Below are 13605 nucleotides of genomic sequence, written 5' to 3' on the forward strand. Positions count from 1 at the left end.
AAAGAAGACAGAGCGGCTGGGCGCGTGGCGGGTTTGGTGCGTCTGTGCGGGCAGCCGGTGGTCGGCGTGTCGGGAGTGCGACAACCCACGATGGGCCGGGGGATCGGGCTGGCGAAGGCCCGCCGCTGAGTGAGCGGATCTCCAGGCCATCACAATCTATGGTTTCGCTGGAGGTCAGGCGTGACTCAGTCGCTGGACGGCGATTGTGATGGCCTGGAGATCCGAGTGCGAATGCGTTGCGCGCCTGGGTAAAGAAAAGACAGAGTGGCTGGGTGCCTGTTTGGGGTCGGCATCATGTGGCGGCGAGTGGTGGCTGAACCGACGATGGTGCCGAGGTCGCGCACCCGACTGTGGTCAGCTGGCTGATCGACGCCCTCGGCTCGTCGGGCGAGCGTTCAAAGCGGCTGCATCCGGACCGCCAGGCCATCACAATCGTCGTCCAGCAGGAGACTCACGCCTGGCATCCGCCGGAACCCTGGATTGTGATGGCCTGGAGACCGGCTCACTCAGTGGCTGGTCCTCGGCAGCCTCAATCCCTCGCATGGTGTGATTCGCTGCACTCCTCACGCGCCGGCCACCGACTGGCCGCACCTACGCCCCGGGCCCGCCAGGCACCCAGCCACTCTGTCTTTTCTGTCCCTGCTTTTTTCTTTCCTCTGTCTTATTGGTTCTTCCAGCGATGGGCTGAGATTGATTCTTGGGATAGGAGGCGGAGGGAGGAGATGAGGGTTTCGCCGAGGATGGTGCCGATGACTACTGATTCGGCTAGTTGGTCTCGGGTGGGGCTGGTGGTTACTGCTTCTACTTCTAGTTGGGTGAAGCGTTCTACGGCTTCGGCGTAGGCGTCCAGGAACGTGACGAGGTTGTCTTGGCCCAGGGTGCGGAGGGCGGCGACCGTTTCGATCAGGGTCGTTAGGGCGGGGGCGTCTGGTTCGACCGACCAGCCTCGGCGGGTGATGAGGTCGGTGACCTGGGTGGTTGCCAAAGCGCGGGCTTCTTCGGAGGCGGCTTGTTTGCGGGGTGGCGTCAAGGCGCGGTGGGCTCGGCCGATCTGTTCGTGCAGGGGTACGTCGTCGGCGTCGAGGGACTCGAGGATGTCTTTGACCTGCGCGACCGGGACCTGAGCCAGCTCGACCAGGGCGCGGATCAGGCGGAGCCGGCGGACGTGGGGTTCGCCGTACGACGCCTGGTTCGGGCTGCTGAGTTCGCCCGCGGGGAGCAGGCCCTCGCGCAGGTAGTACTTGATCGTCGGCACCGGGACCTCGGTGACCTTGCTCAGTTCCCCGATTCGCATTTTCGCTTGCCTCCTTGTCACTGGCATGGATAGTATCAGTATCCATAAACGGATACCTCAACTATCCATGTATGAACCCAAGGAGAGCGTGTACTCATGACCGACTCGTCGCGGATCATTGCCGGGGTCGTGCTGCTGACCATCGTCACCATCCAGTTCGGTGGCTACTTCATGACGAAGATCGTCCGGGGGCAGGTGCCGATGACCGACTTCCAGAAGTCGTTCGCCCGCGCCGGCCACGGACACGCCGGCGTGCTGGTCATCCTCAGCCTGGTCGGACTCCTGTACGTCGATCAGACCAGCCTGACCGGGTTCTGGTTGTGGATCGCGCGGCTGGCGATCCCGGCTGCGGCCATCCTGATGTCCGGCGGCTTCTTCGCCTCGTCCGCCGGCAAGGGCCGCAACCAGCCGAATCAGTTCCTGTGGGTCCTCTGGGTCGGCGCCGCCGCCCTAGCGCTCGGCGTGCTGACGCTGGGGATCGAGCTCATCGCGGCCTGACCAAGAGCGGCCTGAGCGGCGATCGCGTACGCGGCGCCGAAACCCTCCGCGCGGGAAATGATCCGCTCGCCGTCGACCAGAGCGGCGTACTCCACGTCGTCGCCGATCACCTCACACCCCAGCGCCGACGCGAGTACGCCGTCCTCGTCGTGGACGAGCTGGATCCGGGGAGGTTGCTGTAGGCAACCAAGCACGGTGTCGGTGGTGTACCGGGCGAGAGGGCCGAGCTCGCCCGGTTGGCTGGAGACGAGAGCGATGGTGGGCGCCGACGTTGTGCGTACGACGTCCTCGACAGCGGCGAGGCGGTTGAGCCCGAGGACCACGATCACCCCGTCGAGGTTCGCCGTACGACGGAGCACCTCGTCGTCAACGGGCGGCCGGGTCCATGCCTCCTCCACAGGGCGGACCGGCGGGCGGGTGGGCGGCGGGGTCCAGGCATCGGCCAGGTCGAGATCCGCGAGGTGCGCGCAGGCCTCGGCCACCGCGAGCGGCTGGACAAACCCGGGGGAGAGCTGAGTCGCACCGGCAAGAAGCGTGAGGGCGAGCCGCGAGACGCCCAGTCGGTGCTCACCTAAAGACAGCCCGAGGAGTACGGCGTTCAGTTCCATCAGGCCGGCGTACTGAGTGCCGAGATCGGCCAGCTCCGCGACGGCATCCGGCGACGGATGCTCCCGGTCGAGCCAAGCCAGGGCACAAGCGGCAAGGTCCGAGGCTGTGGACGCACGCCGTCCCCCGGCTCGCCCGCGCAGGCTCGGCCGCGGCTCGGCGGGAGACGTCAGGGCAGTGAAGTACAGCGCGCGTTTGCCGGGGAAGTTGGAGTAGACGGCACCCCGGGTGAGGTCGGCGCGAGCGGCGATGCGATCGATGGTCGTGTCTCGGTAGCCGCGTGCGGCGAACTCGGCGCGCGCCGCGGCCACGATCCTGGCCCGCGTGCGCAGCTGCGTGTCCGCCCTGGTCAACCGGCTCACGGCTGCCACGATAGCACCCAGATGTTGATACCATCTGGATGTTCACAACATCTGGGAGGCGGCGGGGATGACGGCCGAGATGCTGAAGTGCACGTTCTGCGGCAAGAGCCAGCAGCAGGTCGGCAAGCTGATCGCCGGCCCCAGCCCCTTGTGCATCTGCGACGGCTGCATCGAGTTGTGCAACGAACTGATCGCCGATGAGGACCTCGGCGATCCCAGCGACGACCCGCCTGGTCGGCTGCCCAAGCTGCCCAAGCCGCGCGAGATCCGTGAGTTCCTGGACGGCTACGTGATCGGCCAGGACGAGGCGAAGAAGGCGCTGTCCGTTGCCGTCTACAACCATTACAAGCGGCACCGGACGAAGGGCATGGACGTCGAGCTCGGCAAGTCCAACGTGCTGCTGATCGGCCCGACCGGCTCCGGCAAGACCCATCTGGCCCAGACCCTCGCGCGGATGCTCGACGTTCCGTTCGCGATCGCCGACGCCACCGCGCTGACCGAGGCCGGATACGTCGGTGAGGACGTCGAGAACATCCTGCTCAAGCTCATCCAGGCCGCCGACGGCGACGTACGCAAGGCCGAGACCGGCATCGTCTATGTCGACGAGATCGACAAGATCGCGCGCAAGAGCGAGAACCCGTCGATCACCCGCGACGTCTCCGGTGAGGGTGTCCAGCAGGCGCTGCTGAAGATCCTCGAAGGCGCGATCGCGAGTGTCCCGCCGCAGGGTGGGCGTAAGCATCCGCAGCAGGAGTTCATCCAACTCGACACGACCAAGGTGCTGTTCATCGTGAGCGGCGCCTTCGACGGCCTCGACGAGTTGATCGCGCGGCGCTCCCGCCCGTCCGAGATCGGCTTCGGCCGCAAGCCGTTCGAGTTCCTCGAGGCATCCGGGCCGGCCAAGGTGATGCCGGAAGATCTGATGAAGTACGGCCTGATCCCCGAGTTCGTCGGCAGGCTCCCGATCGTCACGTCGGTCCCGGCCCTCGACGGCGCCGCCCTCGTCCGCATCCTGACCGAGCCGCGGAACGCGCTGATCAAGCAGTACCGCAAGCTGTTCCGCATCGACGGCGTCGAGCTCGAGTTCACCCCCGACGCGATCGAGGCGATCGCCGACCTCGCGCTCCTCCGCCGCACCGGCGCCCGCGCGCTGCGGGCGATCCTCGAGGAGGTGCTGCTCCCGGTGATGTACGACGTCCCCGGCCGCGACGACATCGAGCGCGTGCTCGTCGACCGCGACGCCGTCGACACCAACGTCAATCCGACCCTGATCCCGCGGACTCCACCCCGCCGCCGAAGGACTGCCTGAGCCGTTCGCCGACCGCCGCGATCAGCCCAGCGGTTTCCGGGGTCGCATGGTCGACCGAGAAACGACCGAGTACGGCGATAGCCGCGGCCTGGGTCAGCAGCAGCGACGGAGTGTCCGCGCTGAACCGCACCCGGCAGGACTCGGAGTCAATAGGCTCGACGATGCCGCGAACCACACCCTCAAACGTGGCGGTCACGGCCTCGGCCGGCGCATGCACGGTCAGGTGAAGCGAGTGCTGATACTGCGCCGACACAAAGGACTCGACCAGGTACGTCGCACCATCGCGCGCCGGCAACTCCCGTGGGGAAAAGCGATGCAGGGTCGAGGTGACGTCGTGAATCCGGTCGACCCGGAAGATCCGCCAGTCGTCGCGCTCCGGATCGAAGGCAAGCAGGTACCACCGCCACGTCAGCGACAGCAGCTGATGCGGCTCGACTCGGCGACGGGTCACCGAGCGAGCCCGTCCGTGGTAGTCGAAGGCAACTATCTCGTGGTTCCGGCAACACCGCGCGAGCGTTGCCAGCACATCCGGTGCGACCTGCGGGACGCCCGGTCGCGGGATCGCCTCGGCCGCCGAGCCCACCGCCGCCAACTGTGGTCGAAGCCGTGCCGGCAACACCTGCTCCAGCTTGGCCAGCGCGCTCATCGAGCTCTCCGCCATCCCGAGCACGCCGCCGCCGGCCGCGCCGACCAACCCGAGCGCGACAGCCACGGCCTCGTCGTCATCGAGTTGCAGCGGCGGCAACGTCGTACCAGGACCGAGCCGATAGCCGCCCGCGGTCCCGGTCGTCCCGGTGACCGGGTAATCGAGGGACCGCAGCCGGTCCACGTCCCGCCGCAGCGTCCGCGGAGTCACGCCGAGGCGGTCGGCCAGCTCGCTGCCGGACCACTCGCGGCGGCTCTGCAGCAACGACAGCAGCCGGAGCAAGCGTCCGGGCATTTCTTGACGAGTCCCCATTGCGGACATGTTACGTCCGCAAGGACTCCTAGCGTGAGTCTCATGATGATGACCAAGGACAGCAAGGGGTACGACGAAGCACGGCTCGGATTCCAGCGACGCGACCCGCACCGCCCCGCGGTGATCTTCCCGGTCACGAGTACGGCGGACACCCAGGATGCGGTCCGCTATGCGATCGAGCACGACGAGAAGCTCGCCGTCCAAGCAGCCGGTCATGGTCTGGGCGCGGGGATCGACGGCGGAGTCCTGATCGCGACCAGGGCCTTCAACGGCATCAAGGTGAACGCCACGAAGAAGACCGCGTGGATCGAAGCCGGTGCGACGTGGCGGGACGTGCTCGACGCGACCGCGCCGTACGGGCTAGCACCGTTGTCCGGCAGCTTCCCCGGCGTCGGCGCGATCTCGTACACGCTCGGTGGCGGACTCAGCCTGATGGCCCGGCGCTACGGCTATGCCGCCGACCATGTCCGCCGGATCGAGGTGATCACAGCCGATGGGGTACGACGGAACGCCGAGGACGACCCGGATCTGTTCTGGGCCCTGCGCGGTGGTGGCGGCAACTTCGGCGTCGTCACCGGGATCGAGATCGACCTCTTCGACGTACCGACCTTGTACGGCGGAAGCCTGTACTTCGACCTCGCCGAACACCCCCACGTGCTCGACACCTGGCGCGAGTGGACCGCGACCGTCCCCGACGAGGTGACTTCAGCGATGGCGCTCGTACCGCTGCCGGATGTGCCGTCGATACCCGAGGCGATCCGCGGCAAGTACATCGCGCAGCTCCAACTCGCGATCCTCGGCAATCAGGGCGAGGAGCTGATCAAACCCCTGAGATCGATCGGTCAACCGGCGATGGACACTGTCGGCGACCTGCCGTACATCGATTCCGGCAAGATCTTCGCCGAGCCCGACCGGCCGGACAGCTTCCGCTCCCGCAACGCGCTCCTGAGCGAGCTCGACCCGCATGCCCTCGCGACCGTCCCCAAACTGGCCGGGTCTGGCCCGATGTGCGTCGTCGCGATCCGGCACCTAGGAGGTGCGCTCACCCGTCCCGTCGACAACGCGATCGGCCACCGCGACGCGGCCTACTCGCTCACCGTGATCTCCCCCGGCGAGGCCGACCCGCGCCCCGAGATCTTCGAGCAATGGTCCGACGTCACCATCGGCCGCTCCCTCAACTTCAGCGCCGGCCCACTGACCCCAGCCGAGGTCCGCGATGCCTACGACCCCACCGACTGGACCCGCCTGACCAACCTCAGAGCCAGGTACGACGCAGACCGCCGCCTGGCCCCGAACCACCCGCTCTAGCCAAGGGCCGCCGTGACGTCGATCTCCACCAGCTGACCCGGAAAGCCCAACTGCGCAACGCCAAGCAGCGTGCTGGCAGACGTGAACGCCGGTGCGAGCGGCGAGGCAGTCAGCCACGTCCACACCGCCGACAGGTCCTCGCGCACCGGGCTGGCCACATAGATAACGGTCCGCACGACGTCAGTCGGCCCAGCGCCGACGGATCCGAGCGCGACCAGGATGTTGTCGATCACCTGCGCGGTCTGGCCCTCCAACCCACCGGGGACCAGCTCGCCCGACGGGTCGAGCGGACACTGCCCGGCGAGGTAGATCGTCCGTTCCGCCTGCACCGACGTGACGTGGTGGTACCCAGGTGTCGGGTGCAGCTCGGCAGGGTTCGTTCGCGAGATCGTCACGCTTCGACCCAACGCGACAACGCCCTCCCCGGTCAACAGCTTTAGCGGGGAGGGCGTCGTACGCACGAATTACGCGCTGATGCGCTCTTCGGTGGAGGTGGAGAAGAGGTGCAGCTTGTCCGCGTCCGGGGCGAGGTGGATCAGGGCGCCCTTGTCGTTGTGGAGGCGGGTGCCGATCCGCGCGATGATCTGCTGCTTCTCGTCGGTGTGCTCGGCGGTGCCGTAGAGGAACGCGTCCGAGCCGAGCTCCTCGATCACCGCGACCTTCACCGGCAGGCCCTCGTCGGCGAGGTGGAACGCCTCCGGGCGGATGCCGAGCGTCAGCGTCTTGTCGTCGCCGGCCTTGGCCAGGATGGCCCGGTCGATCGGTACGACGTAGTCGCCGATCTTCGCGCCGCCGTCGGTGATCTCGGCCTCGATCAGGTTCATCGCAGGCGAGCCGATGAAGCCGGCCACGAACTTGTTCCGCGGGCGGTCGTAGAGGTTCAGCGGGGTGTCGACCTGCTGGAGCAGACCGTCCTTCAGGACGGCGACGCGGTCGCCCATCGTCATGGCCTCGACCTGGTCGTGGGTGACGTAGACGGTGGTGACGCCCAGCCGGTGCTGCAGCTCGGCGATCTGTGTACGGGTCTGGACCCGGAGCTTGGCGTCGAGGTTCGACAGCGGCTCGTCCATCAGGAAGACCTGCGGGTTACGGACGATTGCGCGGCCCATGGCGACGCGCTGACGCTGACCGCCGGACAGCGCCTTCGGCTTGCGGTCGAGGTACTCCTCGAGGCCGAGCAGCTTGGCGGCTTCCTGGACGCGCTTGGCGCGGTCGTCCTTGTGGATGCCCTGCATCTTCAGGGCAAAGCCCATGTTGTCGGCGACCGACATGTGCGGGTAGAGCGCGTAGTTCTGGAACACCATCGCGATGTCGCGTTCCTTCGGCGGGCTGTTGGTCACATCCTTGTCGCCGATGTAGATCGAACCCTCGTTGACCTCTTCGAGGCCCGCGAGCATCCGTAGCGCCGTCGACTTACCAGAACCCGACGGCCCGACCAGCACCATGAACTCGCCGTCCTCGATGTCGAGGTCGAGCTTGTCCACAGCGGGGGCGTCGGTGCCCGGGTAGACCCGGGTCGCTCCCTTGAACGAGACAGTTGCCATGTCGCGCTTCCTTCCCTTCGCCGGCAGGAACGTGCCGGACGATCCGTAGCAAAGGCCCCCAGGAGTGGGGTGTCTTGTGGCTGGTGACGTATCACCGAAGCACAGCCTAAAACGTGCCGCGGCCAACTTACATTCCCGTGTGATGGAACCGACAACGCCATTGACAAGCAGAATTTTTACGTACAAACTTTTTTGTGTGATCAGAGACGTGATGCATCTGGAGCAGCTCGAGCAGGCCGAGGCCCTGTTCAAGCCGCAGCGGATCGAGGTATTGCGGCGGCTGGCGGAGCCGCACACCTGCGGTGAGGTGGCCGAGCAACTCGGCCAGACACCGCAGCGCGTCTACTACCACGTCAAGCGCCTCGTCGACGCCGGCCTGGTGACGCTCGTGGAGGAGCGCAAGGTGCGCGGCGTTCACGAGGGGATCTACCAGGCGACAGCCCGTTCGTACTGGCTCTCGCCTCGTCTCGTCGGCCGGATCGGCGATCTCCGCCGGGCCCGCGACGAGCTGAGCCTCGGTTACCTGCTGGACCTGATGGAAGAGGTCCAGACCGACATCGCCGCGCTGGACCGGACTGCTCCGGAGCTGCCGTCCATCGCGGTGTCCGGCGAGATCCGGGTTCCACCGGACCGTCGGCAGGAGTTCTTCCAGGACCTGCGCGGCACGCTGCAGGACCTCTTCGAGCGCTACGGCGGCTCCGAGGGCGATGCCTTCAAGCTGGCCGTGGCGTGTTACCCCAAGGGAGACCAAGACCATGACCACACCGACTGAACCGCTCGTCCTGCAGGTCCGCGCCCGCGTCGGCATCGACGACGCACGCCAGGGCCTGACCGACCCCAAGGCCCTCAACCGCTGGCTCGGCGAGCACTCGACCGTCGACCTACCCGGCACCTTCGAGTTCTGGGGCCGCTACATCCCCGAGGGCGACGCGCCGCACCAACGAGTTCTCGGGTACGACGGGAGCACGCTGACGCTGGCCTGGACACTCGGCGGCGAGGAGACCACGAGCGAGATCACCCTCACCCCCGACGGCGATGACGCGACGGTGATCAAGCTGTCGCAGACCCATTTCGACTACGCCGACGCGATCAGCGGCGCGAACATCCGCGGCGTGCTGCAGACCTTCTGGTCGCTCGCGCTGGCCAACCTCGTCGATCACCTCGAAGGTCGCGAACTCACGACCAGGCCGGACTTCACCTCGTCGATTTTCGAGGGCGAAGCGCTGATCGACGCACCGATCGACCAGGTGTACTCCGCGCTGACCGAGTCCGAGAAGATGTCGGACTGGTTCGGATTCCCGGTCGGCATCGACGCCCGCAAGGGCGGCCGGTTCGTGATGGGCGGCTTCGACGCCGGACCGGGCGTGGAGATCGTCGACCTGGTCGAGGGCCAGAAGATGGCGCTGGACTGGGGCCCGGCCGGCATCAGCACCTGGGAGCTCGCCGAGTCCGACGGCAAGACCCGGCTCACGTTCGTGATGAGTGGGTTCGACGAGTCCACCCCGCCGTACGGCGCCTGGACCGGATGGCTCTCCGGAGTCGCGATGCTCCGCCGCTACAACGAGCTGTCCGACTGGCAGATCCGGGCCGCTTAGAACTGGGCCGCTTAAAACTGGGCCGCTTAAAACTGGGCCGCTTAAAAATAGGGCCGATGGGTGCTTTCCGCGATGAGATCGAGTAGGGCGGTGACCGCCCTACTCGGTCGCCGGCCGCTGAGCGTGATCACGGACAACGTCCAGCTCAGCTCGGCGTCCGCGAGGGGAAGCCGGGCGACGTCGGGGGCGGCGTCCAGATCCAGCTCGGGTACGACGGCGACCCCGAGGCCGACGCGGACATAGTCCGGGATCGTGGTCAGCTCCGGCACCTCGACCTGGACCCGTCGCGGCAGGCCGACGTTCTCGAAGGCGCGGTCGACCATGCTGCGGTTGCCGAATCCGCGCGGCATGTCGACGAACCGCTCGTCCTTCAACTCCTCCAGCCGAACCGCTGGTTCGCCGGCGAGCGGATGCGACGACGGCAGCAGTACGACGAACGGCACGGTCGCGACGTCCCGAATCTCGAGTCCGGACAGCTCCGCTTTCGTCAGGCCGACCATTGCGACATCCAGCCGGCCGTGTCGTACGTCCTCCGCGAGACCAGTCGATCCGGTCGGCGACGTCGCCACCTGTACGTCGACCAGCGGGTACTTCCGGTGGAACGCACCCAGCAGCTCGGCCAGGTTGACCAAGCTCAGCCTCGCCAGCGTGCCGATCCGGATGTTGCCCCGCAGCCCGGTCGACGCCTCCTCGACCGCGGCCCGAGCCCGGTCCAACGCCTCCAGCGCAGCCTTCGCCTCCGGCAGCAACGCCTGCCCGGCCGCGGAGAGCGCGACCCGGCGGGTCGACCGATCGAACAGCGTCGTCTTCAGATCCGTTTCGAGCGCTCGTACGGCGGCCGACACGCTGGACTGGACCGTGTAGAGCCGGCGCGCCGCCCGCGTGAAGCTCAGCTCCTCCGCGACGGCGACGAAGTACTCGAGCTGTCGACTGTCCACGCCTCAATTATCGGACCTATCGATAAGAGCATGCAAGAACTTTCGTTGGACTCGATAGATCGCGCGCGCGACCATGAAGTTGTGTCCACCTTGACTGATGCGCGTCCGCTCGGATCCACTGCACGAGTGCGCTTGTCCCACGGCCCCGGCTTCTGGATGATCGCCGCCGCCTTCCTCACCACGATGGCGTTCTCCACGGTCCCCACACCGCTGTACGCGATCTATCAGCACCGCGACGGGTTCCCGACGTACGTCATCACGATCATCTTCGCGAGCTACGCGGTCGGTGTGATGGCTTCGCTCTACTTGGCCGGCCATGTGAGTGACTGGCTCGGGCGGCGGCGAGTTGCGCTGCTGGCAGTGCTGACCGAGGCGTTGTCTGCGGTCGTGTTCCTGGTGTGGCAGGACGTCCCCGGTCTGCTGCTCGCGCGCTTCATCTGTGGGATCGGCGTCGGCGTCCTGACCGCGACCGCCACCGCGCACCTGTCCGAGCTGCGACAGGTCGCGCGGCCTGGTGAGGATCCGAGCCGGTCCGCGTTGATCTCGAGCATGGTGAACCTCGGTGGACTCGCGTTCGGACCGCTGGTGGGTGGCCTGCTGGCCCAGTACGTCGACTTGCCGCTCGAGCGCCCGTACGAGATCTTCCTTGTTCTGCTGCTGTTGAGCGCGGTGGGGATCGCGTTGGTGCCGGAGACGGTGGAGCGGCAGGAGGAGCGGCCGGCGTACCGGCCGCAGCGGGTGGCGTTGCCGGCGTCGGCCAAGCCGCTGTTCTTCGCATCGGCGATCGGTGCGTTTGCGGCGTTCGCGATCTTCGGGCTGTTCACGTCGCTGGCTCCGACGTTCCTGGCCGGCACCTTGCACCACACCTCCCGGGTGCTCGCCGGAGTGGTGACGTTCGCAGTCTTCATCGCCGGTGCCGGAAGCCAGGTGGTCTTCGTTCGCCTGACCCGTCCGCACCAGCTGCGCCTCGGACTTGTCGCGATGTCGGTCGGGCTGATCGGAGTGGCGGTCGGCGGACTTCTGCCGAGTCTGTGGATCTTCATCGTCGGCGGAGTTGTCGCTGGTGCCGGGGTGGGTCTGGTCTTCCGGGGCGCGGTGGCCACGGCCGCGTCGCTCGCCGCGCCGAGCTCGCGTGGTGAGGTCCTGGCAGCGCTGTTCCTGATTGCCTACGCGGGCCTGGCGATCCCGGTCCTGGCGATCGGCCTGGGCCTGGCGTTCCTGCCGGCCGATGTTGCCCTGCTCATCTTCTCGGCGTTGATCCTCGTGCTGGTCAACGCGGCGGTACTGCGGATGCTGGCCGCCCAGAAGTAGCTCTGCGCAGAAATAGATCTGCCCAGAAATAGATCTGCGCAGAAGCAGATCGTTGCAGCGGGCAACAAAAATGCAGGGAGAGGAATCTCCCTGCATTTTCAGGTTATACCGCACTGGGGGACTTGCCGCAAGGCCCAGGTCGTGCCGGAGAATCGTCGCTCGTACGTCACACCCTGCGGGTCGCACCCCGCAGGAAAGCGATGTCTACTGGGGGGTTTGATGTTTGACGTGATCATTGCCGGCGGCGGACCGACCGGCATGATGCTCGCGGCCGAGCTGCGGCTGCACGACGTGAACGTGGTCGTCCTGGAGCGGAACCCGGAACAGGCCAAGGAGGTCCGTGGGCTGGGGATCCACGCGCGCACGGTCGAGATCATGGAGCAGCGCGGTCTGCTGGAGCGGTTCCTCGAGCTCGGAACGAAGTACCCGGTGGGGAACTTCTTCGCGGGCATCGCCAAGGACCGGCGGCCCGAGCTGGACACCTCGCACCCGTACACGCTGGGGATTCCGCAGACCTTCACCGAGCGACTGCTGGCCGAGCACGCCGCCGAGGTCGGCACCGAGATCCGCCGCGGCAGCGAGGTGGTTGGTCTCAGCCAGGACGACGACGGCGTGACCGCCGAGTTGGCCGACGGTACGGAGGTTCGCGGACGCTATCTGGTGGGCTGCGACGGCGGCCGCAGTACGGTGCGGAAGTTGGTCGGCATCGACTTTCCAGGGGAGCCGCCGCAGAAGCAGTGGCTGCTGGGTGAGATGGAGATCGGGATTCCGCAGGACGAAATGACGGCCATCGTGACCGAGGTCCGCAAGACCAACCTGGGCTTCGGGATCGGGCCGTCCGTCGGAGGCGGGGTGCTGTTCCGCGTCGTCGTACCGGCTGCGGATGTCGCGGAGGACCGCACGATCCCGCCGACCATGGATGAGTTGAAAGAGCAGTTGCAGGCCCACGCAGGGACCGACTTCGGTGTGCACTCGCCGCAGTGGTTGTCGCGATTCGGTGATGCGACCCGGCTGGCCGAGCAGTACCGGGTCGGTCGGGTCTTCCTGGCCGGTGACTCGGCGCACGTCCACCCGCCGCTCGGTGGGCAGGGGCTCAACCTCGGCATCCAGGACGCGTTCAACCTCGGCTGGAAGCTGGCCGGAGCGGTCGCGGGCTGGGCGCCGGACGACCTGCTGGACACCTATTTCACGGAGCGGCATCCGGTCGCGAACGACGTACTGGAGAACACTCGCGCCCAGTCCGTGCTCATGTCGCCGGAGCGGTCCGCGCAGTCGGTACGACGTCTGGTCTCAAAGCTGATGGACTTCGAGGACGTGCACAAGTTCCTGATCGAGATGATCACCGGCCTCGGCATCCGCTACGACTTCGGCGAAGGTCCGGAACTTCTCGGCCGGCGGCTGCGCGACATCGAGCTCAAGAGCGGACACCTCTACGGCCTGATGCACCAAGGCCGCGGCCTCCTCCTGGACCAAACCGGCCAGCTCTCAAACGCAGGCTGGTCCGACCGCGTCGACCACGTCGTCGACACCAGCGAAGACCTCGACACCCCCGCCGTCCTCCTCCGCCCCGACGGCTACGTCGCCTGGCTGGGCACCACCCAATCCGACCTGACCCCCCACCTCAGCACCTGGTTCGGAAACCCCACCAACTAACACCCACCCCACCCCAACCCAACGCCCGCCCCACCCCAACCCCCGCCCACCCCAAACCCCCGCCCACCCACACCCGACCCAGATACCGGAAGTAGGTTCGACTTTGTGCACCAGATCCGTGTTCTGCGGCTCGCGGCGTACGGATCTCGTGCACAAAGTCGGCCTTGGGAAGGGGCGTCGGAGCCGCGGGGCGGGGACGGAGGCGGGGGTTGGGGCGGGGCTACGATGC

General features: G+C 67.0%; 13 protein-coding genes. 7 read left to right on the plus strand and 6 right to left on the minus strand.

Annotated elements, in window-relative coordinates; all coding sequences use genetic code 11:
- Positions 1 to 661: 661 nt before the first annotated feature.
- On the minus strand, positions 662 to 1294 hold the full coding sequence (locus tag ACWF4Z_RS23465) for a MerR family transcriptional regulator (RefSeq protein WP_452245254.1): 633 nt from the start codon (positions 1292 to 1294) through the stop codon (positions 662 to 664).
- Between the two features lie 96 nt (positions 1295 to 1390).
- Here ACWF4Z_RS23465 and ACWF4Z_RS23470 point away from each other — a divergent pair, with 96 nt between their 5' ends.
- Complete coding sequence (locus ACWF4Z_RS23470) at positions 1391 to 1792, plus strand: hypothetical protein (RefSeq protein WP_452245255.1); 402 nt, start codon at positions 1391 to 1393, stop codon at positions 1790 to 1792.
- Here the strand turns inward: ACWF4Z_RS23470 and ACWF4Z_RS23475 are convergent.
- Positions 1708 to 2760 (minus strand): TetR/AcrR family transcriptional regulator, encoded by a 1053-nt coding sequence (locus ACWF4Z_RS23475; RefSeq protein ID WP_452245256.1) that lies wholly within the window; start codon positions 2758 to 2760, stop codon positions 1708 to 1710. The genes ACWF4Z_RS23470 and ACWF4Z_RS23475 overlap by 85 nt on opposite strands.
- Positions 2761 to 2827: 67 nt before the next feature.
- On the opposite strand from ACWF4Z_RS23475, the gene clpX reads away from it, so the two are divergent.
- Positions 2828 to 4069 (plus strand): ATP-dependent Clp protease ATP-binding subunit ClpX, encoded by a 1242-nt coding sequence (clpX, locus tag ACWF4Z_RS23480; RefSeq protein ID WP_452245257.1) that lies wholly within the window; start codon positions 2828 to 2830, stop codon positions 4067 to 4069.
- Here the strand turns inward: clpX and ACWF4Z_RS23485 are convergent.
- Positions 4017 to 5027 (minus strand): helix-turn-helix transcriptional regulator, encoded by a 1011-nt coding sequence (locus tag ACWF4Z_RS23485; RefSeq protein WP_452245258.1) that lies wholly within the window; start codon positions 5025 to 5027, stop codon positions 4017 to 4019. The two genes, clpX and ACWF4Z_RS23485, sit on opposite strands and share 53 nt — an antisense overlap.
- 42 nt (positions 5028 to 5069) lie before the next feature.
- Here ACWF4Z_RS23485 and ACWF4Z_RS23490 point away from each other — a divergent pair, with 42 nt between their 5' ends.
- The gene (locus tag ACWF4Z_RS23490; RefSeq protein WP_452245361.1) at positions 5070 to 6335 is read left to right on the plus strand and encodes an FAD-binding oxidoreductase; all 1266 of its coding nucleotides are present in this window, start codon (positions 5070 to 5072) and stop codon (positions 6333 to 6335) included.
- Here ACWF4Z_RS23490 and ACWF4Z_RS23495 read toward each other — a convergent pair.
- Together ACWF4Z_RS23495 and ACWF4Z_RS23500 are read right to left on the minus strand one after the other, a co-directional pair.
- Entirely contained in the window at positions 6332 to 6730 is a 399-nt protein-coding gene (locus ACWF4Z_RS23495; RefSeq protein WP_452245259.1) for a RidA family protein, read from the minus strand. The genes ACWF4Z_RS23490 and ACWF4Z_RS23495 overlap by 4 nt on opposite strands.
- Before the next feature lie 69 nt (positions 6731 to 6799).
- On the minus strand, positions 6800 to 7879 hold the full coding sequence (locus tag ACWF4Z_RS23500) for an ABC transporter ATP-binding protein (protein WP_452245260.1): 1080 nt from the start codon (positions 7877 to 7879) through the stop codon (positions 6800 to 6802).
- A 196-nt stretch (positions 7880 to 8075) separates the two neighbouring features.
- On the opposite strand from ACWF4Z_RS23500, the gene ACWF4Z_RS23505 reads away from it, so the two are divergent.
- The gene (locus ACWF4Z_RS23505; RefSeq protein WP_452245261.1) at positions 8076 to 8651 is read left to right on the plus strand and encodes a helix-turn-helix domain-containing protein; all 576 of its coding nucleotides are present in this window, start codon (positions 8076 to 8078) and stop codon (positions 8649 to 8651) included.
- Entirely contained in the window at positions 8635 to 9474 is an 840-nt protein-coding gene (locus ACWF4Z_RS23510; protein ID WP_452245262.1) for an SRPBCC domain-containing protein, read from the plus strand. Before ACWF4Z_RS23505 ends, ACWF4Z_RS23510 begins: the two co-directional genes overlap by 17 nt.
- Positions 9475 to 9515: 41 nt before the next feature.
- Here ACWF4Z_RS23510 and ACWF4Z_RS23515 read toward each other — a convergent pair whose 3' ends face one another.
- On the minus strand, positions 9516 to 10412 hold the full coding sequence (locus ACWF4Z_RS23515) for a LysR family transcriptional regulator (protein ID WP_452245263.1): 897 nt from the start codon (positions 10410 to 10412) through the stop codon (positions 9516 to 9518).
- Positions 10413 to 10493: 81 nt separating this feature from the next.
- Between ACWF4Z_RS23515 and ACWF4Z_RS23520 the strand changes: the two genes are divergently transcribed.
- Together ACWF4Z_RS23520 and rox are read left to right on the plus strand one after the other, a co-directional pair.
- Positions 10494 to 11723, plus strand: coding sequence for an MFS transporter (locus ACWF4Z_RS23520; protein WP_452245264.1), 1230 nt, complete (start codon positions 10494 to 10496; stop codon positions 11721 to 11723).
- A 219-nt stretch (positions 11724 to 11942) separates the two neighbouring features.
- The gene (gene rox / locus ACWF4Z_RS23525; protein ID WP_452245265.1) at positions 11943 to 13376 is read left to right on the plus strand and encodes a rifampin monooxygenase; all 1434 of its coding nucleotides are present in this window, start codon (positions 11943 to 11945) and stop codon (positions 13374 to 13376) included.
- Positions 13377 to 13605 lie beyond the last annotated feature (229 nt).

Source organism: Kribbella sp. NPDC055071 (assembly GCF_053608045.1).

What these genes read in the sequence shown, in the direction of transcription:
- ACWF4Z_RS23465 (WP_452245254.1), bottom strand. Translation starts at nt 1,294, where the DNA reads ATGCGAATCGGGGAACTGAGCAAGGTCACCGAGGTCCCGGTGCCGACG.
- ACWF4Z_RS23470 (WP_452245255.1), top strand. Translation starts at nt 1,391, where the DNA reads ATGACCGACTCGTCGCGGATCATTGCCGGGGTCGTGCTGCTGACCATC.
- clpX (WP_452245257.1), top strand. Translation starts at nt 2,828, where the DNA reads ATGACGGCCGAGATGCTGAAGTGCACGTTCTGCGGCAAGAGCCAGCAG.
- ACWF4Z_RS23485 (WP_452245258.1), bottom strand. Translation starts at nt 5,027, where the DNA reads ATGGGGACTCGTCAAGAAATGCCCGGACGCTTGCTCCGGCTGCTGTCG.
- ACWF4Z_RS23490 (WP_452245361.1), top strand. Translation starts at nt 5,070, where the DNA reads ATGATGATGACCAAGGACAGCAAGGGGTACGACGAAGCACGGCTCGGA.
- ACWF4Z_RS23500 (WP_452245260.1), bottom strand. Translation starts at nt 7,879, where the DNA reads ATGGCAACTGTCTCGTTCAAGGGAGCGACCCGGGTCTACCCGGGCACC.
- ACWF4Z_RS23510 (WP_452245262.1), top strand. Translation starts at nt 8,635, where the DNA reads ATGACCACACCGACTGAACCGCTCGTCCTGCAGGTCCGCGCCCGCGTC.
- rox (WP_452245265.1), top strand. Translation starts at nt 11,943, where the DNA reads ATGTTTGACGTGATCATTGCCGGCGGCGGACCGACCGGCATGATGCTC.